We start from the raw sequence: 25751 nt of genomic DNA, 5'->3' as shown, positions 1-25751 counted from the left end.
TCACTATATAATAATACAACTGACTTCACAAAATCACTAATCCTTACCGGTTCTTTTTTTTGCTCTGCCGGGATGAAGTACACAAAAGAAGCACCGAAACCTTATGGCCCCGATGCTTCTCCCCCTTATCTACAATCTAAACACCTCTATTGCTTCACAAATAAATTTATTTCCGCAAATCCGGTATAGCTATCCGGGCTCAGACAATTAATCCTGAACTCTTTAACATCCCCGATAGGTGGTTCGATGACTGCATACTGCGGCTCGTTTCCTTTAAAGCTCCTGAAAGTCAAAGTCCTCTGATAAGTCACCCATTCTGTCGCTCCGTCTTTCCTGACTTTGATCTCCGCACTTTTCAGATTGTATGACGATCCGTAAGCACTCTGTTTAGTAACCGAAAATCCTGCCAAAGTAACAGGCCGGGGCAATACTGTATTCCACCAGCACTCTTCAGCATTGGCTACTCCCCACGAAAACCAAGATGTATTTGCTTCACCATCGATAGCCAGATGTGCACCATATCTGGCATCATCGTTTGCGTATGCATTACTGCAACTTACATCCCATGCACTGCGGTCCACTGCCGCCCAGTCTGCAGGCTTCGTATAGCCGGTATAGAGTATGCTGGCATAAATCCGGATATAGACCGTATTCATAGATGTACTTACAGCCTGTCCGTCCATACCGGTAACTTCTTTAAGCATCACCGGAAGTACGTATCCGTCAGGGTTGCTCAATTTCTCTATGTTCTTCAAAACCACACGGAAAGAAGACTCGGCCACAGTCTGTCCGGTTTTCAGAGTGGACTCTTTTTTCTCAATGTCATAATTATCTCCGGGCAACAACTCACATTTCGTCTTCTTAGCCGAATTATAAGCATTTACTTTCAGGGTATCGATACCTAAAGTAGCGGTGACCTCCCGTGAAACCGGTTGTACGGCACACAGTTGTATTTCAAAATCAGAACGGTCAGCGGTAGATGAATTACTTACGCGATCTACCACTACTACAGCACTCATTTCAGCCCCCGGTGCTACTCCCGTTCTGATATATATTTTTTGATATTTGTTCATTTCATCATCATCGTTACTACACGAAGCCAATGATACAAACCCTGTTATCAAACAGATTAAGGTCACAAAATTCAAATGTCTATTCATATCTTATTCTTCTTTTACATAGTTATTGTTTATCAAAACGAACATGCTCTTTCCAGACAAGGGTCCCTCCTGCCGTGAGGTCGTATCCGTGTCCGGTACAATCGGCAAAAGCATTTCCTTTGCCCTCGTCCATTTTCCAATAACCTATCAGGTTCGGATCAGCGGGTTTCACGGCAAAATACATGTTAGACTGAATTTGTGTCTGGCTGATCGCTGTCTTCCAAAGACGTACCTGAGCCATCTGGCAATTGTTCCGGAAGTAGCTGCCGCTTGAAACCATATTCATCGTGTCGAACCGTACCGGGCCTCCTTTCGTTTGTAAAGTCACATCAAGTACCCCGTTAATATAAATCGATAACAATCCGGAAGAATTATAGACGAACGCCAGATGATACCATTTGTCTTTCTCAAACAAAGTCACCGTATTAACCTGACTTCCCAGCGTTTTCACCTGCAATGAATTATAAGGAATCATAGCGTCACCAAAACGGATATATACCTCATGGTCTTTGCTACCCGAATTGAAGATAGCCTGATTATTAATGTCAAAGCCATCCATTTGTACCCAGGCTTCAAGCGACCATTCGTTGGTTGTCACCCCCCACAAACCTTCTTTGGACGGTTTTACAGCATTTGTCGTATTCATAAACGGCACGGGCTGTATCAGCGGCTTGTCCAGTAAAATAATGAACTTCGACGAAAGCCCGATCGTAGACACCGGTCCTTGAATTTCGGTGAGAGATACCGGAATGGCATAGAGTTCTCCGTTTTCATTCGAATAAGGTTTCACCTTAAATTCTGATGGTACCGCACTTACATCACCCGCCTGAATCTTTATCTCTTTATCATAAGAAAAATATTGTTCAGGAAGAACCTCGTACGAAGTTTCATTGGCTTCATTGTACTCTTTAAGAATAGAGGGGTCAATCGTCAAAACAGCAGTTACATCTCCGGCAACAGGCTGTCCCATGCGTACGGTCAAAGTAGTTGTGGTAACATTTTCAGGATCAACCGTAACCTTTGCCGAACCATTCTCGGATGCTTCATTCAGATAAATAGCATTGTCAATCACACGGTAATCGGCATCTTCGCATCCAGCCAGAATCATCGGCAGAACAACACAAGCAAGCAAATAAGATTTTATTGTTACTCTTTTCATAATCAAATTCATTTAAGTCATTTTACAGCGGGATTCATAATTCTGATTGCCTCACGCAAGTATTTGTATTCAACGTCGCCCGGATAATCATATTCCATATGATACGTCCCTACTCCGCCCTTTCGAACTTGTTTACCATCAATGACCGGAGTCCAGCGTGCCATTCCGGCAAGTGCCCGCATTTTATTTCCGTAACGATCTACATAATCGCCTCCTCCTGTCGGAGCATAGGATTCGAAATTTTCTGTGACGATGTACATATTAGCCACTTTTTCGGGAGTGAGTACCTCTTTAAAATTGGCAATTGTACCGGCCAGCCGCCTGTCAAGATTAGTATCGGAGTTACCCGCAAGGTTAGAGTATGCCTGCACGATGAAGTAATCAAAATAAGGTCCGGTTTCCGGATGAATGCTTTGTGGCTCACCATCGATCACAAGCAGTCGCCCCGTACCCGATTTGGGTCCGATTCTCTCTCCTAACGCCTTTACGAAAGTGAGCATATTTTCGGGATAGCTGGCCAAATTTCCGGGAGACCCATAATTAGGTTCATAATCGATATCAAAACCATCATATCCATACTTATCGATGGAGTCACAAATGGCATTTGCATATTTTCTGATCGCGCCGTCGATAGCTTCCTGATCTCCATCTTTCCAACCCCAATATTCTTTATAATTCTCTTTATACTCTTCGGGAGTCAACTGATCGCCTACATTAGCTACGATAAAGCACATCAATGCACGCGTACCTTTCAGTTCTTTCACTTTTTTCTTATCCAGCATCCGGGCTTCATCCAGATTCTTCCAGTTTCCCCAGATGGAAACGAAGTCCACACTATCGGGAAGTCCCATCAGACTCCCCACCATCGAAGCTCCCACACCTGTCCAGCCTCCAAACCAGCCAAACGCAACCGAATGCTCCGAACGTTTATAAGCTCTCAGATTCTCGTAGTAGTCATTTCCCGGCATTTCAAAAAAATCCTCTGCTTCGGGTTTGGTCCAGTCACTGCAACCCAGAAGCATACTGACGAACAACGCAAAAACCACTATATTTAAATATCTCTTTTTCATTTTCTTTTCTCTTTTTAGCTTAAACATCAATTCTTTTTAGCCCACCAAAGGTCGGTAGCCCCAGTATCCGGCCCCCCCAACATTGAGACGGCTACCGAAACATTGGCAGCATTTCCCTGCTTCTCGGACAATGGGAAAGGCAAACGCCGCAATTGCCGGTTGGTGTCAATTACTCCGTTACTCAGATTGCTGACAGATGGAAACACTTCCGGATAACCTGTACGCCGATAATCGGCCCAACCTTCAAAGCCCAGAGGGAAATTGGCTATCCATTTCTGAGTAATGATACGCTCCAGTTTTTCTTCTGTAGGAGCACCTTCATTCCACGCAATCGTTATCTTGGTTTTCGGTGTATAATTGCATTTAACCGGGTTAGTCGGGTCGACAAAAGGTTCAGGCACTGCCACTGCATTTGCCAGATATTCTTCTGCTCCACCCACTTTCCGCTGGTCGAATGAAAGTTTAACGCCTTGTTCGTAGAAGTCACGGGCACTACCTCCCATATCCCAACCACGCAGAGCACCTTCAGCACGCAAAAAGGCCGTTTCAGCCGCACAGAACATCAACATATCGTCTTTCTGATCGTAATTGGGCATAGAGTATCCTGCATAAGTGGCCGGCTTCACTCCTTCCAATCCCGAACGCATACCCATATACGGGCTATTGCCTCCCAACTTGGATGTCGTGAAATAGACTGCGCTACGAGGATCGGAATACCCTTTCATATAACTGGCAATAGTGGCATTGATACGGATTTCGCCCCAGCTGGAGGCTACCAGCCACAGCGGATTGGGTTCGGCACCTACACCGACATATGCATTATTATCATTCGTATCTATCAGTCCGCGGGCACTCTTTACCGCTTCCTCAGCTTTCGCACGGGCAAGTTCGGGCGCCACATTACTGATACGGACAGCCAGACGCAATTTAAGCGAATTAGCAAAACGCATCCACTTATTATAATCTCCATTATAGACCGGATCATAGCCCTCCAACGGCTTCAATCCGCCGACCTCGTCTACAAATTCGCCCAGTATCTGTACTGCATAATCCAAGTCTTCAAACATGTGTTTATATACATCTTCCTGACTGTCGTATGCAACAGCCGTTTTGCCATTGGCCACTTGACTGTAGGGAATGGGACCGTAACAATCGGTCACACGCAACATTGTATTTACGCGAAGCAGCTTCGCCATTGCCCAATAGTGACCTTTTCCGCCGGTTGCCGTTTCCAATTTAAAGTAGTTGGAATAGAATTTCTCAAAAGGCGTATTGAAAGGAATCTGATTCCAGGATTCCGTCTGGTTGAATGTATTGAAGTTAGAGCCACCCCATGAGTTAGCCATTGTCAGATAGCCGCTAAAAGGTCCCGCTACCATCTGGTCAATCATCTGATTGTCATTCTGCTGTACATTGATTCCGGTAGTAATCATTGTTGCAAACAGCATGGGCGGATTGAGTGAATGGGGTTCGTACGGATTGGTGTTGTATTCCTCAAAATTACTGGTACAGCAACACAAGAGTGGCGTGATAGCTGCGGCCAAAGCCATATTTAATATTTTATTTTTCATAATCGACTTGTTTTAAAATTGAAACTTAACATTGAAGCCAATATTACGTGTGCTCGGCTGCATAAAGTAATCTACCCCCTGATAGAAATTGCTGGTAGTGGAAGGGGTCATTTCCGGATCGAACGGTGCTTTACAATAAATCATCCAAAGATTCTTTCCTACGATACCTGCCGTTATGCCCACTTTATTGTTAAACCACTTACGAGGTAATGTATAACTCAGGTTCAACTCGGAAAGGCGTACGTTCGTCGCACTATAAGTGTAGTATTGTCCCAATCCTCCGGTAGAGCCTCCGATGGTTTGAAAATAAGACTTGGCATCTACGAATCCGTTATTGATCCACACTCCGCCGGCATCACGTGCATCGGCTGTAGCTTTGGACACACCGTAATAATCAAGTATACCTTGAGTGTTCGACACGCATAATCCACCGACACGCGCGGTCAGAACCACGCCCAGGCTGATGCCTTTATAAGAAAAGGTATTACTGAATCCCATATTGAAATCAGGATTCATCGTACCTATTTTTTTAGGTTCGGCATAGTCCTGCACTCCGACTTTACCTGTCTGGGGATCTACCCAGATATTTCCGTTACCATCCGTACGAAGCCCCTTATCTACATACAGGTCCCCCATCGTTCCACCTTCTCTCAGGATGACTCTGGGACCATACCCGTCGGCTCCCAACACAGCCATACGCAACTCCGGCATATCGATGATTTCACCGGTTATCGGATTCGTCGCGCCACTGGCCAGACGTTTCACCTTATTACGATTCATGGTATAAGTCAGGCTGCTGTTCCAGCTGAAATCCCTCCATGTATTATTATATCCCAATGCCAGTTCCAAACCATAATTCTGGATATTGCCTGTCTGGACAATAGCCGAAGAATAACCGCTCGACGACGCCAGGGTGATGTTAAAGGTTTGGTTATACGTATTCGAATGATAGTAAGTGGCATCTATACTGAAGTGGTTCCATAATCTGGCATTTAAACCCACCTCCCACGAACGTGTGTCTTCCGGCTTCAGATTAGTGGCAGGCAAAGTTGTTGAAGAGCCCCACTGATGGGATTGTTCATTGAACTCAAAGCCCGGATTCGATAAATAACGTTCGAAAGACGAAGCCACCGAACTGTATGAACCACGCAGTTTCGCATAAGAGATAAACTCGGGCAACCGGAACATCTCCGACAAAACGACAGATCCGCCGATGGAAGGATAGAAGAAAGAGGAGTGTTTAGTAAAGGCAAGCTGCGACTCCCAGTCGTTCCGTCCGGTCAAGGTCAGATATGCCATGCTGCGCCAACCTAATTCTATATTCGCAAATACCCCCTGGGACTGGTCATGATATCCGAACTGTTTGGGCTTATAATTACTTTCATAATTAATATTTCTCACTGTAAAGAAATTGGGTATACCGGCCAGATCGCCTTCATTACCCATTTGTTCGTAAACCAAATCTTTAATAGATGCACCGATATTGGCATTCAGCGAGAAATCTCCTATCCTCTTATCAATATTTACCATAATATCAGCATATGTATTACGGTCTGTACGGTTCTGGTCCGAATAGAAACCATTGGCTCCCGCAAAAGTAGTCAAAGTAGATGCATAACGCTCCTGAGTCAAACGAATATCCGAATTATCTACTTTAACACGGCCCGCAACGTTCAGCCAATCCGTAAGTTTATAAGTCAGGCTTGCATTGATCATGTAACGTTTCTTTTCTGTTTTACGGTTCATGCGTTTCATAATCCAGTACGGGTTTTGCAAACTCAGCCCCTGATGCCCGTAAGGCCAGAACTGCGCATTCACCCCACGGCTCTCGCTATAACGTTCGAACATACGGATCTCCTCAAAATTATCATTACGAGGAAACAGATATAATGCCGGCAACGGATTGAAATATTGTCCCTGTGCCGTTATATTTTTATCATTCTGGATGATGTAACTGGCACCGATGTCCAGAGTCAGTTTATCTTTCAGGAAAGTAGCCGTATTCCGGATTGAGAAGTTGTAACGGCTATAACTGTTATTAGGCAGGATACCGGTTGCATTCGTTGTTGAAGCCGATGCATAAGTCTGGTTTTTCTTTGTTCCGGTCGAGAAAGAGATGGCATTAATTACATTCACTCCGGTATTAAAGAAACGGGCAGGATCATAACTCTGTCTGGTTTTATTGCCCCAGCTTGCAAATTCTCCCGGATTATTTCCATACCGGTTTTGCATCTCCGGCATAATATATGCGTCAGAGAACATGGTATTATTGCTGACTGTCAGAGTTGTCTTCTCGGCAGATCCCTTTTTCGTGTTAATCAATACAACTCCATTGGCAGCCGCATTGCCGTATAAAGCAGCTGCGGAAGGACCGGTCAGCATATTAATACTTTCAATATCATCCGGATTAAGGTCGGCCACACCGTCCGAACCACTCTGGGTAGCAAAGGAACCTTCGCTCTTGCCAAAACTGACATTGAACATTGGAATACCGTCGATTACATAAAGGGCATTGTTATCCTTTGTTATAGACTTAGTACCTCGCATCACTACCCTGGAGGCCGAACCGACACCACCGGCGGAATTGTTAATCGTTACTCCGGCAACTTTGCCCTGCAAAGAGTTAATGAAATTGGCATCTTTCACTGTATTGATGGCATCGCCACCCACTTGTTGCACATTGTAGCTCAATGCCTTTTGTGCCCGCTTGATACCTAAAGCCGTTACAACAACCTCGTCAAGCACTTCCGTGTCTTCTTGCATCACAATTTTCAGTGGCTTAGAGTCTGTCACTGTAATGGCCTGCGAAGCATAGCCGATATAGGATATCTCGATGACATCTCCTTTGGCAGCCGATATTGAAAAGTGTCCGTTCATATCGGTGATTGTCCCATTGGATGTTCCTTTCACCAAGATACTTACGCCGATCAACGGTTCGCCTTTAGCGTCCGAAACATTTCCTGTAACCGTGACTTTCTCTTGCTGAATAGCTTTATCCTTATCATTAGCTGAAAGAATGAGGTGTTTGTTCATAATAGAATAGGAAATCCCCGTCCCCCGAAGCAAACGATTCATCACAGACGTAATATTTTCATTAGTAGCTTTAACGGAAACGGGTTGATTGGGGTTAACATCTCTGGTGTTATACACAATAGATAATGAGGTTTGATGTCCGATTTCATCCAGGACATTACCTAAAGGGGCTTTAGTGAAGTCGATATTTACCCGGATATCTTGCGCTGAAGCAAAAATAAAAGCAGGCATCGACAATAGAAAAAATAGCAAGTACTGAAACTTGTGTTTCACTGATTTCTTCATCTTGTTCTTTTTTAATTAGAAAATGTTTTAGGTAAAAATTGAAAGGTTTAGCAAAAGAAAACTGCTAATTCATATTAAGGTTGGTTTTTAATTAAGGGTCCTTGTTCATCGTTACAGATTTTAGGGTTAACTATATTCACTTTTCTGCTAATAATACATTTCAACCTATAAGCATACTAAATCAAGAAGCGACTTTTTTCAAAAAAAGAATAAAAAAAGAATAAGAATACAGATTGAGAAATAAAAAAAAGGAACCATTCCACATTGGAAACAGTCCCTTTTACTGATTTAGGTTATAATAATAAATCGCTATCTACCCACCTTGGGAGTCAATATTATGTTATTATCCTCACATTTATAATCAAAACGTTTGGTAAGAGCAAGTATAGAAAGAATTTGTCTGATATCATCATCCGTACTAAAAGTACAGGTGAAACGTTCTTTTTTCAACTGTGCATCAGAAATAATGAAATGTACATCAAAGTGCTTTTCCAAACACTCCACAATATCCGCGAGTGTGGCTTGTTCGAATTTCAGTTTTCCGTTAATCCAAAGTAGCACATCACCCGGATGATCAGCCTCGGTAAGCATCAACTGCATCGTACGGGTATCCACACTCAACGTTTGTCCCGGTTTTAGTAAGATCCCTTCCTCATCGTACTGTCCCGGCAGCTGCACTTGCACCAATCCTTTCAATAAAGTAGTCACAACTTTTGCTTCGGACGAGCGTGCCCGGACATTAAATTTTGTACCGAGCACACAAGTCCTGACATCTTTACTATTAACAACAAAGGGTTTGCGCTTATTATGAGAGACCTCAAAATAAGCCTCACCATTCAAATCAACCAATCTTTCCCGCTTCCAGAAAGAAGGCTTATAAACAAGCTGCGTTGAAGCATTCAACCACACTTTCGTGCCATCCGGCAAAACAGCATGTGCCCGTTGACCGGCTTCCGTAGTAAAAACATATCCGGCAGATTTACCGGAAGACATCCAATACAAAGCTCCGGTAGAAATCAGCAAACCGCACAAAAAGGCAGCTAAAGGTACTGCATAACGCTTCCATTTTGAAACACGCATTTTACCCAGCAATTTTCGATCCAGCTCTTTCTGCTTCATCCGATCCTTCAAAGCGCTCAGTGAACTTTCTGTGTCCACCGCATCCATCGCCGCTTTGCGCTCACCGACAAAAAGCATATAATATAATTGCTCAAGTTGTTTTTTATGTTCCGCAGAGTCATGGTACCATGTCTCTACTTCCAGACACTCTTCAGCATCTGATTCTCCTTTCAAGTAGTTCAGTAGTTTTGTTTCATCCATTGTATTAACCAAATCTTTTATACCTATATCATACGTTGCTATATATAATACATTTCAGAAAGCAAAGTTACTAAATAAAAACACAAACTTTTTTTCTTCGAAGAATCATTTTGTCAGTACCGAAAATTTAGCTACGTTTGTTCGCTAATAACAATGAAAAAAAGAATGGCACAGACTCTGACTAACCTAAACATAAATGATAATAATGCCGTTATATCAGCCTTGAGAGAAGGGTGCGAAGAAGTATTTGACAATGTTTACCGCTATTACTTTCGCGGACTATGCGTCTTTTGTTCTCAGTACGTCACACTGAGTGAATCGGAAGAAATCGTGCAGGACACCATGATGTGGTTATGGGAAAACAGAAAAACCCTCATTCCGGAACTAACCTTAAAAACTCTTCTTTTTACTATTGTCAAGAACAAGGCACTTAATAAAATCTCCCATTTCGAAATAAAGCGTAAGGTACATCTGGAAATTGCCGAAAAATATGAAAGCGAATTTTCTTCACCTGACTTTTATCTGGAAAACGAACTTTTCAGGTTGTATGAAGAGGCTTTAAGAAAGCTACCAGCAGAATTTCGTCAGGCATATGAAATGAACCGAAATCAACAACTGACTCATAAAGAAATTGCGGAGAAACTAAACGTCTCTCCGCAAACTGTCAATTATCGCATAGGGCAAGCCCTGAAAATATTGCGTTCGGAATTGAAGGATTACCTCCCCCTTATCATGCTGCTTTTATTTCTGCAAGGGCATAAATGAAATAGCTTGTCCGCCACCGGCTGCCATACGGATATTCAACGTATCGTCTGCAGTCACTTCCTGTTCCGTAATCTGATACTCTGTCGGATTGGTTTTCCAATCAGCTTTCTCTCCATCAGCATAGATGATTGCTTTATAAGTCTTCCCCTTCTCTAAAAAATCAAGACTGACAGGCAAGACCCGCGGTTCTTCGTTCGTAGAGGCACCCAGGAAATAATTCTGTTTAGCCTTCCGTACCACTGCTACAAACTCTCCCGGCTCACCGGCCAATGCCCTCGATTCGTCACAATCAGGATCGAAATCACGGAAGAACCGGAAGGCAGGATGCCCTTCATAGTGCTCGATCATATCAGATGCCATTTGTAACGGAGAATATAAAATCACCCAATTAGCCAACTGCTTGGCCAATGTTGTATTGACACGGCTATTGCCTTTATCCTGATCATTCCACTTCTGACGTTTGGGGGAATCTTTCGTCTGTGTAAACAAGATATCAAAAGTACCCGGAGTATAGTCCATCGGGCCACTCAATAAGCGGGTAAACGGCAACATTTCATGATGTGAAGGAGGGTTACCCCCGCTCCAGGCATTCCACTCCATACCGCGGGCGCCTTCACGTGTCATCATATTGGGCCAGGTACGTCGTATACCGGTATCTTTGATAGGTTCGTGCGCATCAAGAGTCATACGATAACGGGCAGCCGTTTCAACCACTTTTTGATAATGGTTCACTCCATATTGTCCATGATGTGAATGTCCGTCAGGAAAAGCACCGGCATAACCTGTTTTCAGAATATGAATGCCCTTATCGGCATACCACTTGATTGCCTTCTCCATCTGGCGCTCGTAGTTGGGAATGTTTCCACCGGTTTCATGATGTCCGATGATCTGAACATTTTTTTCACGTGCATAACGAGTTATTTCATCAATATCAAAGTCGGCATAAGGTTTAGTAAAGTCAAAACTCTGCATACCTCCCCAACTTTCCCATCCTTCGTTCCATCCTTCGAACAACACACCTTCAATGTTATTGGCATGAGCAAAATCAATGTATTTCTTGGCATTGACGGTTGTAGCGCCATGCCGATCGTCCATCTTCCAGGTTTCCACTCCCAGATGCATCCCCCACCAGACACCGACATATTTCATCGGCTTGATCCAGTCGGTAGTCTCCAGTTTACAAGGTTCGTTCAGATTAAGGATCAACGACGAATTAATCAGTCCGACAGCTTGCGGAGCAATCTGAATGGTACGCCATGCAGTGGTAAAACGATTCTCTTTACGAGCTTTAATTCCATCGGGCCATGAGGCAAGTTCGGATTTCAGAGTATTTTCACCATCCTTCTTCAAAGTCATCTCCGGAAAATCATAAAGAGCGGCTTCATGAATGCTGCCATACACCCCTCCGGATGTTTTGAAAGTGAAAGGAGTATTGGCATTCTCCACTTCACTGATCTTCTGTTTCGAGTACAGCAATTCATAAGTCTCGAAACTGGCAGGAATAGACCAGGAGGTCCCGTCTTCATGAAAGCGGAAAGCAGTCAGTTCATCGGTGATCAACAAAGAGTCGACACCGGGCACCTCATACTCGTAACGAAAGGCTACACCATCATCAAATGCACGAAAACGAAGAGTCAATTCCACATTAGCGGCATTTTTCAGAAGAACCGCCATTTCATTATAATGATTCCGGTTCGTTTTATTCTCTCCCCAAGGCTGCGTCCAGATCTCGTCTTTATCGGTAAAGACAGTGTTCACCACACGAAATCCCCGATTAAGATCGATTCCGTCTTTCGCTTTGAAACCGAGCGGAGAGTTATCCAATAAAAGGGTATCGTTGACAGTCACCCGATACATCATCTTTCCATCGGTATCCGCAGTAAAATCCACTTTGATATGTCCGTCCGGAGAGGTTAATTCCGTCTTCGGAACACAACTATAAAAGCCAATCAGCATCAAGGCGATGAGTAATATATGCAAAATCTGTTTCATGGTTACAATTCGTTTATACAGTTTAGAATTCCAAATCAGCCAGATGTGCATTATGATCGGACAAATAGGTGGAATCTGTAATCGCAGAAGAAATAATCTCTGCATCTGCCACCTTGATTTGCGGAGTTACGAAAATGAAATCGATCTTTTCCCGTTCGGCCACAGGTACTCTTCCGAAATCATGGAAAGTATAGTTCTCACCGGACTGTTTCCCGGCTATCTTCCATGCATCTTTCAAGACAAACTCATTGGATGTGATCGTTTTGTAAGCTTCCCACTCTTCAGAAACATTAAAGTCTCCGGTCATCATAGCAGGATGTGTACCGGCTATTTCTCTTATCTTATCAATAATAAGCAGGGCACTGTTACGACGAGCTTCCGTACCAACGTGGTCAAAATGGGTATTTAACATCAGAAACTCTTTTCCGGTAGTTTTATCCTTTAATTTAGCCCAAGTAGCCACGCGGGTACACGCGGCATCCCAACCAAGTTTGCCGATACTATCCGGATATTCGGAAAGCCAGAATGTATTACTGTCTAACAAATCATATTTATCTTTCCGATAGAATACAGGAGCATATTCCCCCTGAGTCTTTCCATCTTCACGTCCTACACCCACATAGGCATAATCAGGCAGACCGGACAACAGGTCTTCCAACTGATGATTCAGTACTTCCTGCATTCCCAGCACATCGGGATGTTTCTCACGGATAAATTCACAGACCTTCTCTTTACGATACTTCCAGGAATTCAAACTGTCGCCCGGATTATCATAACGGATATTAAAGGTCGCCACACGAACATGGGAAATCGGATTAGAACTGCAACCCGCCAGAAGCAGGGTAATAAAAACTCCGATAAAAAAGCAAATCTTATTCATTAGTTTATATGTGTTGGTTATTAAATTTAAAGCTATTTCGTATATGATACAACTAAAGAAGAAAAAACACTTAGCGATCTGTCCGATAAGTGAGGGCAAGTTGCCGGCAAGCGGCACGATTGATCTTTCCCGTTTCCGTCAAGGGTATAGCCCCGACTGACAAAATCATCTTGGGTAACTGATATTTAGACAGAAGCTCCTTCATCTTTGTTTCCGGTAACTCTGCATCTGCCCCCTTCTCTGCCAAAAGCACAACCGCCTCTCCTAATCTGGCATCGGGAACAGAAGTGATTGCAAAAGGAACTCTCATCCAGGGACGAAGTATCTCTTCTATCTGCTCTGCCTGTACTTTGATACCTCCGGTATTGATGGTATTATCCTTCCTGCCTAAAATAGAGAAGCTGCCATCGGGATAAATCTCCGCAACATCATTTGTCACCAAAGTGGTATCACAAACCAACGGAGCATCGATCACCAATGTATGTTCGGACGAAAGAGAAAGCCGCACCGAAGGAAAAGGCCGGTACAACATACTCGCATCCGGTCCGTTCAACCGCCTTAAAGCAATATGTGAAAGGGTTTCTGTCATGCCATACGTAGAATAGACCTTAACCGGTAATTGCCGTATCTCAGCTTCCAACCCTGCATCTATTGCCCCTCCGCCTATAATGAGAATATCGGTCCGGCAGAGCCTCTCTTTTTCTGCCGGTAGCTGCAGTGTGTTGTAAACCTGCAACGGCACCATAGCGGCAAAACGAAGCGGTATGTCCACGTCCGCCATCGGATGACCGGAAGGGGTCCGGATAACCAGATTCAACCCTGCCACCAATGCCCGGACCACCACCATTTTCCCAGCAATATATTGCAAAGGCATACACAGCAATACACTATCTCCTTGCCGAAGTCCCAGAAACTCACAAGTCAGACGGGCACTTTGCATCATCTGCTCCTTACGGACCTTCAGCAGTTTGGGAGTTCCGGTAGAACCGGAAGTTTTCACTGTCAGATAAGGAGAATCACTGAACCACTCTTCCAGAAACCGGTAAAGTTCGTACAAAAATCCCGATGCCTCCTCCGCGTTACAAGCCACCAGTCTTTTCACGTCCTCCTTGGAAAGCATACTGCCTTCCAGCATTAGGTGTTGTTCTTCTCTATTAAATATCATGTGCCGACTCCTCTTATTTGCAAAACCATAAACAATCTTTTCGAATCTCGAGGGGCATCTCGACATTGTCTGTAAACAGTAACCCGGTACCTAATCCTTGTGGCAGCGGATTCCGGAAAGTCGCACACCATTGGGCTATGGCATTCAGGCCGATATTCGACTCCAGCGCAGATGTGATCCACCAACCGATATGTTGCTTTTCCGCTTCTGCAATCCATTCGTTGCCACCACTGATCCCGCCATGCAGAGATGGTTTCAGTATGATATACCGGGGGTGGATAGCTGCCAGCAATTCCCGTTTTCTTTCAGGGGCATTGCAACCTATCAGTTCTTCGTCCAAAGCAATAGGAAGCGGGGACTCAGCCGCCAGACGGGCCATTTCCTCCCACTGCCCGGCCCGGATAGGCTGCTCTATGGAATGTAGGTCCAATTCGGCCAACCGATTCAGTTTATCCATAGCATCGGCAGGTGAGAAAGCTCCATTGGCATCCACTCTCAACTCTATTTCTCTGGCGGAATAGTGAGCACGGATATGTCTCAACAGGGCTAATTCTTCTTCAAAGTTTATCGCACCGATTTTTAGTTTGATACAGCGATATCCCGCCTGCATCTTGACTTCGATCTGTTGCAGCATTCTGTCAAAACTTCCCATCCAGATAAGTCCGTTAATAGGTATACCGGCTTCTCCGCGCGAAAAAGGAGTATCCCATAATGCCCAGCTCTGCGTTTCGTAATGGCGCAGTGCTGTCTCGAGTCCGAACAGGATAGAAGGATACCCACGTAAAGATTCTATATCCAGTTCTCCCGTCTGTTCCAGTCGCTGACAGGCACTCCGAAGCACCTGTTCATAATCCGGCAAGTCATCACAACTCAGTTTGGGTAACGGAGCACACTCTCCTACTCCGACACGTCCCGGACACTCTATGGAAGAAAGATGAATATACCAGACGTTCCGGGTAGTATAAGAACCACGCGAAGTTCCCGCAGGTTGCTTGAAATGAAGAACGCGTGGAATAATGTTGATTGTATACATAAAAATGATATAAAGAAAAGGCCTCCCATCAAGAAGGCCCCTGTCTGCTTATGGAAATTTAGGATATTGTTTAAAGTCCGGTTTACGCTTCTCCAGAAAAGCATTCTTGCCTTCCTGTGCTTCATCGGTAAGGTAATAAAGCAGAGTGGCATCACCTGCCAGTTCCTGAATACCGGCTTGACCGTCGAGTTCGGCATTCAGACCGGCTTTAATCATGCGGAGTGCCAACGGACTAAGCTGCATCATCTCCTCCGCCCACTGAACATACTCGTCTTCCAGTTTATCCAGCGGTACCACTTTATTGACCAGCCCCATATCCAGAGCCTCCTGCGCATTATACTTGCGACAAAGGAACCAGATCTCACGGGCCTTCTTCTGTCCCACAACGCGGGCAAGATAAGATGATCCGAAGCCGGCATCGAAACTACCTACACGAGGACCTGTCTGTCCGAAGATCGCATTTTCGGAAGCAATAGAGAGATCGCATACGACATGCAATACGTGTCCGCCTCCGATGGCAAATCCGTTAACGGCAGCAATAACCGGTTTCGGAATCGAACGGATTTGTTTTTGCACATCCAGTACACTCAGGCGGGGCACTCCGTCTTTACCGATGTATCCGCCACGGCCCTTTACGTTCTGGTCGCCTCCCGAACAGAAAGCCTTATCGCCCGCACCGGTCAATACCACAACATTGATATCGGGCTCTTCACGACAGATGCGCATCGCATCGCTCATTTCGCCTGTTGTAGTAGGGGTGAAAGCATTCCGGTAACGTTCGCGATTGATCGTAATACGGGCAATGCCGTTATAGTAATCAAACAGAATATCTTCGTATTCTTTAATAGGAGTCCATTCTCTTTTAGTTTCCATTTCTATTTATTTTGATGATTATTATTTCAGTAATTCCTGTACTTTCTTTTGCAGTTCGGGTGTATGTACATTGGGCGTGTTCAATAAAGCAATTGCAAAATTATCCGCCAGCACCTCTTCCGGATCTATGACATATCCGGTGTTCCGCCCTACTTTATCAAAGAAGTCGGTCGCTTTCTGTAATGGATAAATCACTGTCTTCCCACTCTCCCGGAGAGGCTTGAACGACTCGTCCAACGGAATCAGCCCCACATTGATATACTGATAGAACTTACCCGTGGTATAGGGTCTGTTGGTATAGATAATCATAGTGCAGTTCTGTGGCTTACCGTCAATGGTAAAAGTCGCATAACTATCGCAACGACTGACATCGGGATTGGAGATACGGCTTTTCCGTATATCTTCGGGGAACTCAATCTCTTTGGGCAGGATGTTGAAGTCGATAGCTCTGTACAGTTTCTTTTTGAATCCGGGATTGAGACGTGTCAGGATGTGGAAAGTTTCATGCACCAGCAGGCGTGTGTGAGAAGCTTCGGTCCCCCGCTGAAAAGTAGCGTCCGTCAATGCGATCCAGTTACTGCGTGTGTATCCTCCCGCCCCTCCTTCGTCTTTCATTGTTGTCTTTACCAGCACAATCTCTTTCGGAAATGGAATCCGATAGCCGTATTTACGAATCGTATCATTCAGGTTCTTCCTGATCTGCTCGATCTGCTGCGCTTCTTCCGCTGTCCATTCACGCACTTCACGAACGGCCAGGCTGACGAGGTCTTCTCTTTTGCCTTCAGGATTTTCAAGTCGGGCAGCGATGTCAAACGGACTCCAATTAGCCGTATAAGAATCTTTGGCCGCTATCAGGCGTTTTGCTTCTCCGGCAGAAGCCAACCGAAAATTGATTGTATCTGCCTTGGCTGCCGATTCCTCCGATACGTATCTCTCGGGAAACATGGCTTGAGCTTTCTCCACAAACAGGGAAGCTGACAAAAGTAGCATCCCACAAAATAGGTTCATCTTGTGCTTAGTCATCATATTAGTTTTTTAGTTGGTGATAGTAGTCTTTCAATATCCGTGCATCTTTATTTTTATTGGTGAAAACCTCCATAATGACAGGTTGAGTCAGTAACTCGGGTTGAGTGAAAGTTTTCATGGCTTCGTCCAACTGTTTTTCATCCTGCACTTCCTGATAGAGGAATCCCCGTTCTTCGGCCCATCCCTTGGCAGACGTCTTATGCACGGCAGTCACAAAGCGATGGGAAGTACCGGACATTTCAAGTCCCGGCAAAGTATGAAAAATCTCCCCTCCCCCATTATTCAAAAGCAGAATACGGAGGTTACTTCCAAAATGATTGTTCCACAGGGCATTCATATCATAGAAAAAGCTCAGATCACCAATGACCACAAAGTTCAACTTCTTCGAAGCGGCAGCATAACCGATCGCTGTGGAAAGGGAACCTTCAATGCCGCTCGTACCCCGGTTGCAACAAACCTCTACCGTATCGGGAAGCGAATAAAGCTGGGCATAACGCACGGCGGAACTATTGGCCAGATGCAAAGCACACGAAGCAGGCAACGCCTGAATGAGTGATCCGATAGCAGACATTTCGGAATAAGGCAACTCCGGTCGGGGAAGCTCCTTGCAGAAGTTCTCCCATTGCCGGGGATATTCCGGTGTACGGTTATCCAGCAGAAAAGCTATCTTCTCCATAAATTCAAATGGGTCCATCTCGATAATCGTAGTCAATGCCCCTTGGAACAGATCGATCACTTCACCATCCGGCGACACATGCCAATGCTCTTTGGGCGGATGCTGGCGAAGATACTTTTTCATTCGTTTAGAGACGATATGCCCCCCGTAAGTGATCACCAATTCGGGAATCATCTTCTCTTGCATCTCGGGTGACATGGCATAGAGGGCTGCATCGAAGTTCCGGATCGGGATGCCCGGAACGGTCTGATTGCCTAAATGCTCCGTGAACCAGGCAAACTGCTTGTAGAGCATCTTTGAATATTTCTTTTCGAACAGATAAATCAGGTTCATCTGGCCGACGATCATCATACGGCGGTTGTATTTATTGAGGCGGTCGATCAAGCCGTCATAGTCGCGATCATAAACATTCAGTCCTTGATAACGTGTGATGACACGTACTTCGGGAAGTGACTCTGCCGTAAACTGGAACAGGGGTTCGGAAACCGGCACGTTGATGTGCACAGGGCCTTTACCATGATGATTCAGTTCAAGCAATGCTTCGTTCAGCAAGCGGTTGCAGTACCATTCATCCTCGTCCGTATGTATTTCGGGCAGATCGACAGACTTCTTCACCAATGACCGGAAAACACCCGGCTGAGGTAAAGTCTGTCCGTCCATCTGGTTGATCCAGGCGGCAGGACGATCGGCGGAAATAACTACTAAAGATACTTTCTGGTAGTAGGCCTCTGCTATGGCAGGATGCAAATTCAACAAAGCCGTGCCCGATGTGCAACAAACAGCGGCAGGAGTTCCGCCCTGTAAAGCAAGCCCGATAGCAAAAAAGCCGGCACTCCGCTCGTCTGTTACCGAGTAACAAGTGAAGTCGGAATGTCCGGCAAGTGTATGTACAATCGGTGCATTCCGGCTTCCGGGACATAAAACGACTTTCGTCACCCCATGTGCACGGAGCAACGCTACCAACTGCAATATGTTTTTCTTATCTGAATACATCGCTCTATATATTATTTTATTTAGGAGTTCAAGTTCTGCATGGTCTGCATCTTCTTTTCCGTCTCCTGAAACTCATCATCCAATTCGGAAGAGGGCAGCAGACCGCCTCCGGCATACAATGTCAACGAATCTTCTTTCACATTCATACAGCGTAAGTTGACATACAGGTCCGTTCTCCCTTCCGGCCTCAACCAGCCTATAAATCCGGAATAATAGCTGCGGTCATAGCCTTCATTATCAAGGATAAACCGATAAGCTTCTTCTTTTGGCAATCCGCATACGGCGGGAGTGGGATGCAACAGCTTCAATAAATCTCCCAACCTCTGACTGTCGTTCAGCGAGAAGTGGAAATCCGTTTTCAGGTGAGACAATGCCCCGGCAAAAGCCGGATAAGGTCCTTTCTCTGTCGGAGAAATCCCCAACGAGCGGAGTTGTTTACGAATATATGCCGCCACATACTCCTGCTCCTTCCGGTTCTTTTCATCCCATTGTTGCGGAAGCTCACCATTCTGTAAAGACTGGGTTCCTGCCAACGCTACCGTATTCCAATCTCCTTTCTCACCCGATAAAATGATTTCCGGAGTACTGCCCATCCACACCCCGGTTTGCGGAGTATAGCAAAGATAGACATACGAATAGATATAGCGCCTGCAAGCCCGGTAGAAAGCCGCTGCGGGAGAGAATCCCGGCTCTCTCTTCACCGTCATTCTGCGGGATAGTACCAATTTATCAAAGGTACGTTCCCTCAAAGCCCTGATAAAGACATCGAAACAAGCCTCATAGGCTTCCTTCGCCCCAAATGGGCAGTCGCTTTGCACCAGCTGCTTGTGCACTGCTGCACCGGGGGCTGGTGCAACAGTGCACAAGTCCCCGGTGCAGGAAGGAATCTCGTGACAATCCGGCCGGATCAGTATGATAGGACATTGCGGAGTGACCCGGAAAGGGGCAATGACAAAGCCTGTCCGGCCGTTCAAATCTTCCATTTTCCGGATAAGGCGTACTTCTCCGCAAGTCTGCATCAGAAAGTGAGGTTCCTCTTCGCCCGGATTACGATACATTGCGAAGCTCCTTCCCTGACGGATCAATTCATCTATAATCTCACAATTATTTGTTTCTTCTAACGTCATCTCTTCTTTAATATACTATTCACTACCCGTATGGAAGACACCAACTTGTCCGTCGACGTAAATACGTCTACATTCCAGACATGTGATGAACGTCCTTTGTGGATAATGGTACCGACGGCACGTACGGTATCTCCCTCGTGGGCAGATGACATGTGGTTACCGCTGACCTGCATACCAACCACAATCTCGTCGGGCTGGCAGAGAATCATCGAACCCAGTCCGGCAACAGTCTCGGCCAGTGCCAACGTGGCACCTCCGTGCAGAATGCCAAAAGGCTGACGGGTCCGCTCGTCTACCGGCATAGTAGCCTCTACCCGGTCTTCGGAAGCATAGGTATATTGAATGCCCAGATTTCCCATCAGGGCATGACGTGCACGCTCATTCAATTGGTCAAGAGGAATCTCTGCCGGACGAATCTCAGAAAGAATCGCTTTTTCTACGGCAAGAGCAACTCCGTCTTCTTCATTCGAAGCCGTCACCACATCGGCACATACCTTTACCGAATCCTGAGCATTGCCCATGGCGATACCCAATCCGGCAAACTGGATCATGGAAACATCGCAAACGCCATCACCGATAACAATGATTTCTTCCGGAGTAATATCCAAATGGGAAAGCAAGGCTCCCAACGAAGTTGATTTGTCAATGCCACATGGCAGGACTTCCAGGAAATAGGGTTCCGACCGGAATACATCGAGCGCTCCGTTCAAACGTTTTTTCCAATGTTCTTCCAATCCGATAAGCGCCTCTTCGTCATCACTAACCAACATACATTTGGAAGGAGCAAAATCAACGGCAACCGAAAATTCGGGTTCTTCAATCAACTCCATCCGATTGAGGAATGCTTCCTGAAGAATGTGTTCATTATCTGCCTGATCAGCAATCATTCGGTCTTCGGTGTAAGTAAAGATTGCAAATCCGTTTTTACGGGCTTTCTTCTCCAGATAAGGCAACATTTCGGGGTTAATACGCCGTTCGAGCAATACTTCCCCATTTTTGGCATTAATGACCTGTGCGCCGTTATAGGACAGGATGTATCCGCCATAGTTACCCAGCTCCAGTTTCTTTGCCAAAGGCAAAATCCCATAAGTGGGCCGACCGGAGGCCAAAACAATATGTACTCCCATCTGCTGTACTTTTAACAAAGTGGCAAGGGTACGAGGAGTAATCTCCTTCTCATCATTGAGCAATGTCCCGTCTACATCAAGGACTAACAGTTTATACTTCATGACCTCGAGTTTTTTGTTTAGATTACAAAGGTAAAATATTTAAGGCAACATCCCTGTTTCTTTAGGGAAAATTATACCATAAGGTACAGAAAGAAACCTGCGTCCGGACTCACAGAAGATGCGCGAATCATCGTTTCACCCGACAACCGGACAGAATGAAAGCACCACGCTTCAGGTCTGCAAACAAACATACCGGGCTGTTACTCTTAAGGATAAAAGTCCGGTCAGTACATCCAGCCTCTCGCAACGACTGCCAAGCCGAAACTTTCATTAAGAAGGTGTTTTTATATGGACAGAAAGATCGATGTCCTCTCTTACCTACCAACCGGAACTAAGCCTTAAAGAAAGGATATCCGACATGGGGGTGTCGACACATCCGACATGGGGGTGTCAGCATGCCTGACATGGGGGTGTCGAACAACGTTGGTTTAAAGGATAAAAGGGTTGGGGTGAAATGTATCGGGGGAAAGCTCGCCGACCCAATGCCATATACGACAAACGGTGGACAAATTGCACTGCACTGCAACTCGTCCACCGTCTTGATCCGGTCTTTTTTATGAAGCGAATCAGAATTCGCTTGTAAAGTGGAACCGGATATTTTTGAAATCCATCTGTGCCATCTGCAACACATAGTTCGAATCGGCCAGGAAAACATCGCGTCCTTCACGATCCTTGGCCATATACTGATATTTACGTTTCTTGAATGCTTCCAACTCTTCCAGGTCATCGCTTTCAATCCAGCATGCTTTGTACAAACTCAACGGCTCCCAACGGCAAGAAGCATTGTATTCGTTCAGCAAACGATATTGAATAACCTCAAACTGCAACTGACCTACCGTACCGATAATCTTGCGACCGTTGAACTGATTGACAAACAACTGGGCCACACCTTCGTCCATCAACTGGTCGATGCCCTTGGCAAGCTGTTTCTGCTTCATCGGATCGGCATTCTCTATGTACTTGAACATCTCCGGTGAGAAGCTCGGCAAACCACGGAAATGAAGCTGTTCTCCTTCGGTAAGCGTATCGCCAATCTTAAATGTTCCGTTATCCGGCAAACCGATAATATCTCCGGCCCAAGCCTCATCAATAGTTGTCTTACGTTGTGCCATAAACTGGGTGGGTGAGGAGAAACGCATAGTCTTACCATGACGTACATGCAGATAAGGGGCGTTTCGTACAAACTTACCTGAACAGATTTTGCAGAAGGCCACGCACGAACGGTGATTGGGGTCGATGTTAGCCGTAATCTTGAAAATAAAACCGGTAAATTTAGGCTCCTCGGGGATCACCTCACGCTCTTCGGCATGTACGGGACGGGGGGCGGGGGCAATCTCAACAAAACAATTGAGCAGTTCCTGCACACCAAAATTATTTAAAGCCGAACCGAAAAAGACCGGTGCACACTCTCCCTGCAGATATGTTTCTACATCAAATTCGGGATATACACCTTCTATCAATTCCAAATCACCGCGTAACTTATCTGCCAGCGTATCGCCGATCTGCCGATCCAACTCGTCAGAATGAATATCTATTTCCACTTTCTCCGTCACCACTTGTTTGGAAGGTTGATAGAGGTCCAGTTTCTGTTCGTAGATATTGTAAACTCCCTTGAAGCGGGGTCCCTGTTCGATAGGCCAAGACAGAGGACGTACCTGAATCATCAGTTCTTCTTCCAATTCATCCAGCAAGTCAAACGGATCTTTACCTTCACGGTCCATTTTGTTCACAAAGATGATTACCGGCGTATTCCGCATCCGGCAGACTTCCATTAGCTTGCGGGTCTGGGTTTCCACACCCTTCGCTCCATCTACCACGATGATGACACTGTCTACCGCCGTCAAGGTACGATAGGTATCTTCGGCAAAGTCCTGGTGCCCCGGAGTATCCAGAATATTAATCTTATAGTCCCGATAGTCAAACTCCATCACCGAAGTTGTCACCGAGATACCACGTTGTTTCTCGATCTCCATCCAGTCGGAAGTTGCCGTCTTTTTGATCTTGTTACTTTTTACTGCTCCTGCCACCTGAATCTGTCCGCCAAACAACAGTAACTTCTCAGTCAACGAAGTTTTACCGGCATCCGGATGTGCAATAATGGCGAAAGTGCGCCGTCTTAGTATTTCTGTATTATCTGCCATATTTCGAGAATTGAGGATGAAGAATCAAAGTGTCTCCATTCTTAATTGATTAATGCAACGTTTCAGGCTCTCCTCCCAATGCGGGATCTCAATGCCAAATGTATCTTTTATCTTTGTTTTATCGAGTACGGAATAGTGCGGACGGGGTGCCTTTGCCGGATAATCGGCGGTATGCAACGGTTTTACCTTGCACGAAGCAATGCCCGCCAGGCGATGGATGGCTATGGTAAAGTCATACCAGGAACAAACACCTTCGTCACTGAAATGGTAAATGCCACGGACAACGCCTTTATTGATCGCTGCAAAAATAGCTTGGGCCAAATCATTAGCGTAAGTCGGTGTACCGATCTGATCGAAAATGACTCCCAAAGAATCACGCTCCTGCCCGAGACGAATCATTGTCTTTACAAAATTATTGCCATAGATGGAGTACAACCATGCCGTACGAATTACCATAGCTTTCTCGCAATGATCCATCACGTTCTGTTCGCCCGCCAGCTTGGTAGAGCCATAAACCGAAGCCGGACAAGTAGGTTCCTCTTCCGTATAAGGGATATGCGCTGTACCGTCAAACACATAATCGGTAGAAACTTGAATCATTGCAGCGCCATTAGCCTGAGCCGCCCGTGCCAGATATCCCGGTGCTATATTATTCAGTTTGTCGCAAAGTTCGGCATTATCCTCAGCCTTGTCTACCGCTGTATAAGCAGCGCAATTCACGATGATGTCAATCTTATGTTCACTCACATAGGCATAAACAGCCTGTTCATCACAAATGTCCAACTCCTGTACATCCGTAAAAAAATACGTATGCTGCAGGTTTTCTCTGGCAAGTACCTGCATTTCATTGCCAAGTTGCCCGTTGGCTCCGGTGACCAATATATTCATCTCGGTATTTTTTTAGTTGGATTCACCACAGAGTAACACGGAGTCTCACAGAGTTTTAACCTCTTGTTTATAGGATATTAAGAGAAAACCATCTCTATGGAACCCTGTACTACTCTATGGTGAGTCTGATTCGTTTTATTCCAGTTTTAACTCTCCTTTTCTATCCTTATCATAATAGTTGGCCAACATAGACAAAAAGCTACTGATAGCTTCCATTGCCTTCGTAGTCTCCGGACTGACCGGCTTCTTTTGCAAGCGCAACAGCATCATGCCATACAAAGCTTCGAAACAGGTTTCCAGCTCCGGTTCTTCCTTCTGACCGTTTTTATTTCGTAATTCTACAATAAAGGGTAATGCTTTGAAATAAGCCGAACTATAGAAAGGAAATTTAGGTGATGCCAACAGGGCAGCGTGCAATTCGGTCAGGTTGATGATTACGTTCCGGTTAATCTGGAGATGTCCTTTCTCACGAACTCCCTCTTCCCGCATCATCGAAGCCAGATTAGCATACCATTCTGTCAGTTCACGACGCTCTTCATCGCTCACTTGATAACGGGAAACGATATTCTCCTCAATCCGGTCGACATCACAATCATTGGCACGGATCAAATCCTCTATCTGCCACATATAAATAAGGTATTCGGCAATGTTCTTCTCCTTGAGTTGTTGCGCTATTTTCATCTTCTGTCTTTTCTCCTATCAATAAATAGATTCTCCCAGCAAAGTGAATATGAGTCCGAACACGGATACTGCCATCACGATACTGCCAATCACCCGGTTCAAAATCCAGATACCCCGCAAATTGAATCGCGTCCGCACTTTATTAACAAAGAAAGTTATTCCAAACCACCACGCCAGCGCTCCGAGGGCAATGGCCAGATAGCCCGTAATCTCTTCAAAGACCAATACTCCGGGTTGCACAAAAGCAAAACGGGCAAACAGACCGATGAAAAGAAAAATAATAAGCGGATTGGAAAGTGTAACCGCAAAGGCGGTAATGAAGTTGTGGAAATAAGAACCTTTATTGGCCGATACAGGCCGAATGGATTGCACAGGATTGCTGCGGAATGTATAAATACCAAAAGCCAATAGCATGATACTTCCGAGGAGTTGCAGATAAAAAATATTTTTATTGATATAATCGAATACGAAGCTCATGCCATATCCCGTCAAAAGAGCATAAGCAATATCACTCAACGAAGCCCCCAGTCCGGTGACAAATCCATACCAACGCCCTTTGTTCAAAGTACGCTGAATACAAAGGACACCTACAGGCCCCAGCGGCGCAGAAACCACAATGCCGATAACGAATCCTTTAACCAGTATATCAAGTATAGTCTCTATCTGAATCATTCCGCAAATATC

Annotated in this window: 21 protein-coding genes; 1 reads left to right on the top strand and 20 read right to left on the bottom strand. The window is 45.3% G+C overall.

The annotated features are described in order from the left end of the window. Positions 1-146: 146 nt before the first annotated feature. The 6 genes from FDF36_RS09310 to FDF36_RS09285 all read right to left on the bottom strand — a co-directional run bounded on the left by FDF36_RS09310 (position 147) and on the right by FDF36_RS09285 (position 9598). Positions 147-1160, bottom strand: a complete 1014-nt coding sequence (locus tag FDF36_RS09310; RefSeq protein ID WP_032530819.1) for a BT_3987 domain-containing protein — start codon at positions 1158-1160, stop codon at positions 147-149. A 22-nt stretch (positions 1161-1182) separates the two neighbouring features. Continuing rightward, a complete protein-coding gene (locus tag FDF36_RS09305; protein ID WP_220391146.1) occupies positions 1183-2319 on the bottom strand; it encodes a DUF1735 and LamG domain-containing protein in 1137 nt (378 codons plus the stop codon). Positions 2320-2336: 17 nt separating this feature from the next. Continuing rightward, a complete protein-coding gene (locus FDF36_RS09300) occupies positions 2337-3389 on the bottom strand; it encodes a glycoside hydrolase family 18 (RefSeq protein ID WP_005818929.1) in 1053 nt (350 codons plus the stop codon). Between the two features lie 26 nt (positions 3390-3415). After that, a complete protein-coding gene (locus tag FDF36_RS09295) occupies positions 3416-4960 on the bottom strand; it encodes a SusD/RagB family nutrient-binding outer membrane lipoprotein (RefSeq protein WP_005809684.1) in 1545 nt (514 codons plus the stop codon). Positions 4961-4972: 12 nt separating this feature from the next. Beyond that, complete coding sequence (locus FDF36_RS09290) at positions 4973-8278, bottom strand: SusC/RagA family TonB-linked outer membrane protein (protein ID WP_220391145.1); 3306 nt, start codon at positions 8276-8278, stop codon at positions 4973-4975. Positions 8279-8587: 309 nt separating this feature from the next. Then, the gene (locus FDF36_RS09285) at positions 8588-9598 is read right to left on the bottom strand and encodes a FecR family protein (RefSeq protein ID WP_220391144.1); all 1011 of its coding nucleotides are present in this window, start codon (positions 9596-9598) and stop codon (positions 8588-8590) included. A gap of 165 nt (positions 9599-9763) precedes the next feature. On the opposite strand from FDF36_RS09285, the gene FDF36_RS09280 reads away from it, so the two are divergent. Then, positions 9764-10363 (top strand): RNA polymerase sigma-70 factor, encoded by a 600-nt coding sequence (locus FDF36_RS09280; RefSeq protein ID WP_220391255.1) that lies wholly within the window; start codon positions 9764-9766, stop codon positions 10361-10363. On the opposite strand, the gene FDF36_RS09275 is transcribed toward FDF36_RS09280, so the two are convergent. The 14 genes from FDF36_RS09275 to FDF36_RS09210 all read right to left on the bottom strand — a co-directional run bounded on the left by FDF36_RS09275 (position 10340) and on the right by FDF36_RS09210 (position 25739). Then, a complete protein-coding gene (locus FDF36_RS09275) occupies positions 10340-12355 on the bottom strand; it encodes a glycoside hydrolase family 97 protein (protein ID WP_220391143.1) in 2016 nt (671 codons plus the stop codon). The genes FDF36_RS09280 and FDF36_RS09275 overlap by 24 nt on opposite strands. Before the next feature lie 22 nt (positions 12356-12377). Beyond that, positions 12378-13235 (bottom strand): endonuclease/exonuclease/phosphatase family protein, encoded by an 858-nt coding sequence (locus FDF36_RS09270; protein WP_220391142.1) that lies wholly within the window; start codon positions 13233-13235, stop codon positions 12378-12380. A gap of 70 nt (positions 13236-13305) precedes the next feature. Next, on the bottom strand, positions 13306-14400 hold the full coding sequence (locus FDF36_RS09265; RefSeq protein ID WP_220391141.1) for an AMP-binding protein: 1095 nt from the start codon (positions 14398-14400) through the stop codon (positions 13306-13308). Between the two features lie 13 nt (positions 14401-14413). Further along, entirely contained in the window at positions 14414-15433 is a 1020-nt protein-coding gene (locus FDF36_RS09260; RefSeq protein WP_220391140.1) for an o-succinylbenzoate synthase, read from the bottom strand. A gap of 48 nt (positions 15434-15481) precedes the next feature. Next, complete coding sequence (gene menB, locus FDF36_RS09255; RefSeq protein WP_005795543.1) at positions 15482-16306, bottom strand: 1,4-dihydroxy-2-naphthoyl-CoA synthase; 825 nt, start codon at positions 16304-16306, stop codon at positions 15482-15484. Between the two features lie 21 nt (positions 16307-16327). Further along, complete coding sequence (locus FDF36_RS09250; protein ID WP_032532990.1) at positions 16328-17332, bottom strand: hypothetical protein; 1005 nt, start codon at positions 17330-17332, stop codon at positions 16328-16330. A gap of 1 nt (position 17333) precedes the next feature. After that, positions 17334-19001 carry a 2-succinyl-5-enolpyruvyl-6-hydroxy-3-cyclohexene-1-carboxylic-acid synthase gene (menD, locus tag FDF36_RS09245; protein ID WP_220391139.1) on the bottom strand — a complete coding sequence of 556 codons (1668 nt, stop codon included), beginning with the start codon at positions 18999-19001 and terminating at the stop codon, positions 17334-17336. A gap of 20 nt (positions 19002-19021) precedes the next feature. After that, entirely contained in the window at positions 19022-20128 is a 1107-nt protein-coding gene (locus FDF36_RS09240) for an isochorismate synthase (RefSeq protein WP_220391138.1), read from the bottom strand. Then, a complete protein-coding gene (locus tag FDF36_RS09235; RefSeq protein ID WP_005786023.1) occupies positions 20125-21357 on the bottom strand; it encodes a Cof-type HAD-IIB family hydrolase in 1233 nt (410 codons plus the stop codon). Before FDF36_RS09235 ends, FDF36_RS09240 begins: the two co-directional genes overlap by 4 nt. Positions 21358-21484: 127 nt before the next feature. Further along, entirely contained in the window at positions 21485-21628 is a 144-nt protein-coding gene (locus tag FDF36_RS09230) for a hypothetical protein (RefSeq protein ID WP_220391137.1), read from the bottom strand. Positions 21629-21923: 295 nt separating this feature from the next. After that, on the bottom strand, positions 21924-23498 hold the full coding sequence (locus FDF36_RS09225; RefSeq protein WP_005786020.1) for a peptide chain release factor 3: 1575 nt from the start codon (positions 23496-23498) through the stop codon (positions 21924-21926). 24 nt (positions 23499-23522) lie between these two features. Further along, on the bottom strand, positions 23523-24386 hold the full coding sequence (gene rfbD, locus FDF36_RS09220; protein WP_220391136.1) for a dTDP-4-dehydrorhamnose reductase: 864 nt from the start codon (positions 24384-24386) through the stop codon (positions 23523-23525). Between the two features lie 135 nt (positions 24387-24521). After that, positions 24522-25067, bottom strand: a complete 546-nt coding sequence (locus FDF36_RS09215) for a DUF4924 family protein (protein ID WP_005786016.1) — start codon at positions 25065-25067, stop codon at positions 24522-24524. 18 nt (positions 25068-25085) lie between these two features. Continuing rightward, entirely contained in the window at positions 25086-25739 is a 654-nt protein-coding gene (locus tag FDF36_RS09210; RefSeq protein WP_005786014.1) for a LysE family translocator, read from the bottom strand. Between the last annotated feature and the right edge of the window lie 12 nt (positions 25740-25751).

This window comes from Bacteroides fragilis, assembly GCF_019583405.1.
Lineage (GTDB): Bacteria > Bacteroidota > Bacteroidia > Bacteroidales > Bacteroidaceae > Bacteroides > Bacteroides fragilis_B.
This window is presented reverse-complemented; position numbering and strand designations above follow the sequence as displayed.

Bases quoted from the DNA above. Each gene is read 5' to 3' on its own strand.
- FDF36_RS09310 (WP_032530819.1), bottom strand. From the start codon at position 1,160: ATGAATAGACATTTGAATTTTGTGACCTTAATCTGTTTGATAACAGGG.
- FDF36_RS09305 (WP_220391146.1), bottom strand. From the start codon at position 2,319: ATGAAAAGAGTAACAATAAAATCTTATTTGCTTGCTTGTGTTGTTCTG.
- FDF36_RS09300 (WP_005818929.1), bottom strand. From the start codon at position 3,389: ATGAAAAAGAGATATTTAAATATAGTGGTTTTTGCGTTGTTCGTCAGT.
- FDF36_RS09295 (WP_005809684.1), bottom strand. From the start codon at position 4,960: ATGAAAAATAAAATATTAAATATGGCTTTGGCCGCAGCTATCACGCCA.
- FDF36_RS09290 (WP_220391145.1), bottom strand. From the start codon at position 8,278: ATGAAGAAATCAGTGAAACACAAGTTTCAGTACTTGCTATTTTTTCTA.
- FDF36_RS09285 (WP_220391144.1), bottom strand. From the start codon at position 9,598: ATGGATGAAACAAAACTACTGAACTACTTGAAAGGAGAATCAGATGCT.
- FDF36_RS09280 (WP_220391255.1), top strand. From the start codon at position 9,764: ATGGCACAGACTCTGACTAACCTAAACATAAATGATAATAATGCCGTT.
- FDF36_RS09275 (WP_220391143.1), bottom strand. From the start codon at position 12,355: ATGAAACAGATTTTGCATATATTACTCATCGCCTTGATGCTGATTGGC.
- FDF36_RS09270 (WP_220391142.1), bottom strand. From the start codon at position 13,235: ATGAATAAGATTTGCTTTTTTATCGGAGTTTTTATTACCCTGCTTCTG.
- FDF36_RS09265 (WP_220391141.1), bottom strand. From the start codon at position 14,400: ATGATATTTAATAGAGAAGAACAACACCTAATGCTGGAAGGCAGTATG.
- FDF36_RS09260 (WP_220391140.1), bottom strand. From the start codon at position 15,433: ATGTATACAATCAACATTATTCCACGCGTTCTTCATTTCAAGCAACCT.
- menB (WP_005795543.1), bottom strand. From the start codon at position 16,306: ATGGAAACTAAAAGAGAATGGACTCCTATTAAAGAATACGAAGATATT.
- FDF36_RS09250 (WP_032532990.1), bottom strand. From the start codon at position 17,332: ATGATGACTAAGCACAAGATGAACCTATTTTGTGGGATGCTACTTTTG.
- menD (WP_220391139.1), bottom strand. From the start codon at position 19,001: ATGTATTCAGATAAGAAAAACATATTGCAGTTGGTAGCGTTGCTCCGT.
- FDF36_RS09240 (WP_220391138.1), bottom strand. From the start codon at position 20,128: ATGACGTTAGAAGAAACAAATAATTGTGAGATTATAGATGAATTGATC.
- FDF36_RS09235 (WP_005786023.1), bottom strand. From the start codon at position 21,357: ATGAAGTATAAACTGTTAGTCCTTGATGTAGACGGGACATTGCTCAAT.
- FDF36_RS09230 (WP_220391137.1), bottom strand. From the start codon at position 21,628: ATGAAAGTTTCGGCTTGGCAGTCGTTGCGAGAGGCTGGATGTACTGAC.
- FDF36_RS09225 (WP_005786020.1), bottom strand. From the start codon at position 23,498: ATGGCAGATAATACAGAAATACTAAGACGGCGCACTTTCGCCATTATT.
- rfbD (WP_220391136.1), bottom strand. From the start codon at position 24,386: ATGAATATATTGGTCACCGGAGCCAACGGGCAACTTGGCAATGAAATG.
- FDF36_RS09215 (WP_005786016.1), bottom strand. From the start codon at position 25,067: ATGAAAATAGCGCAACAACTCAAGGAGAAGAACATTGCCGAATACCTT.
- FDF36_RS09210 (WP_005786014.1), bottom strand. From the start codon at position 25,739: ATGATTCAGATAGAGACTATACTTGATATACTGGTTAAAGGATTCGTT.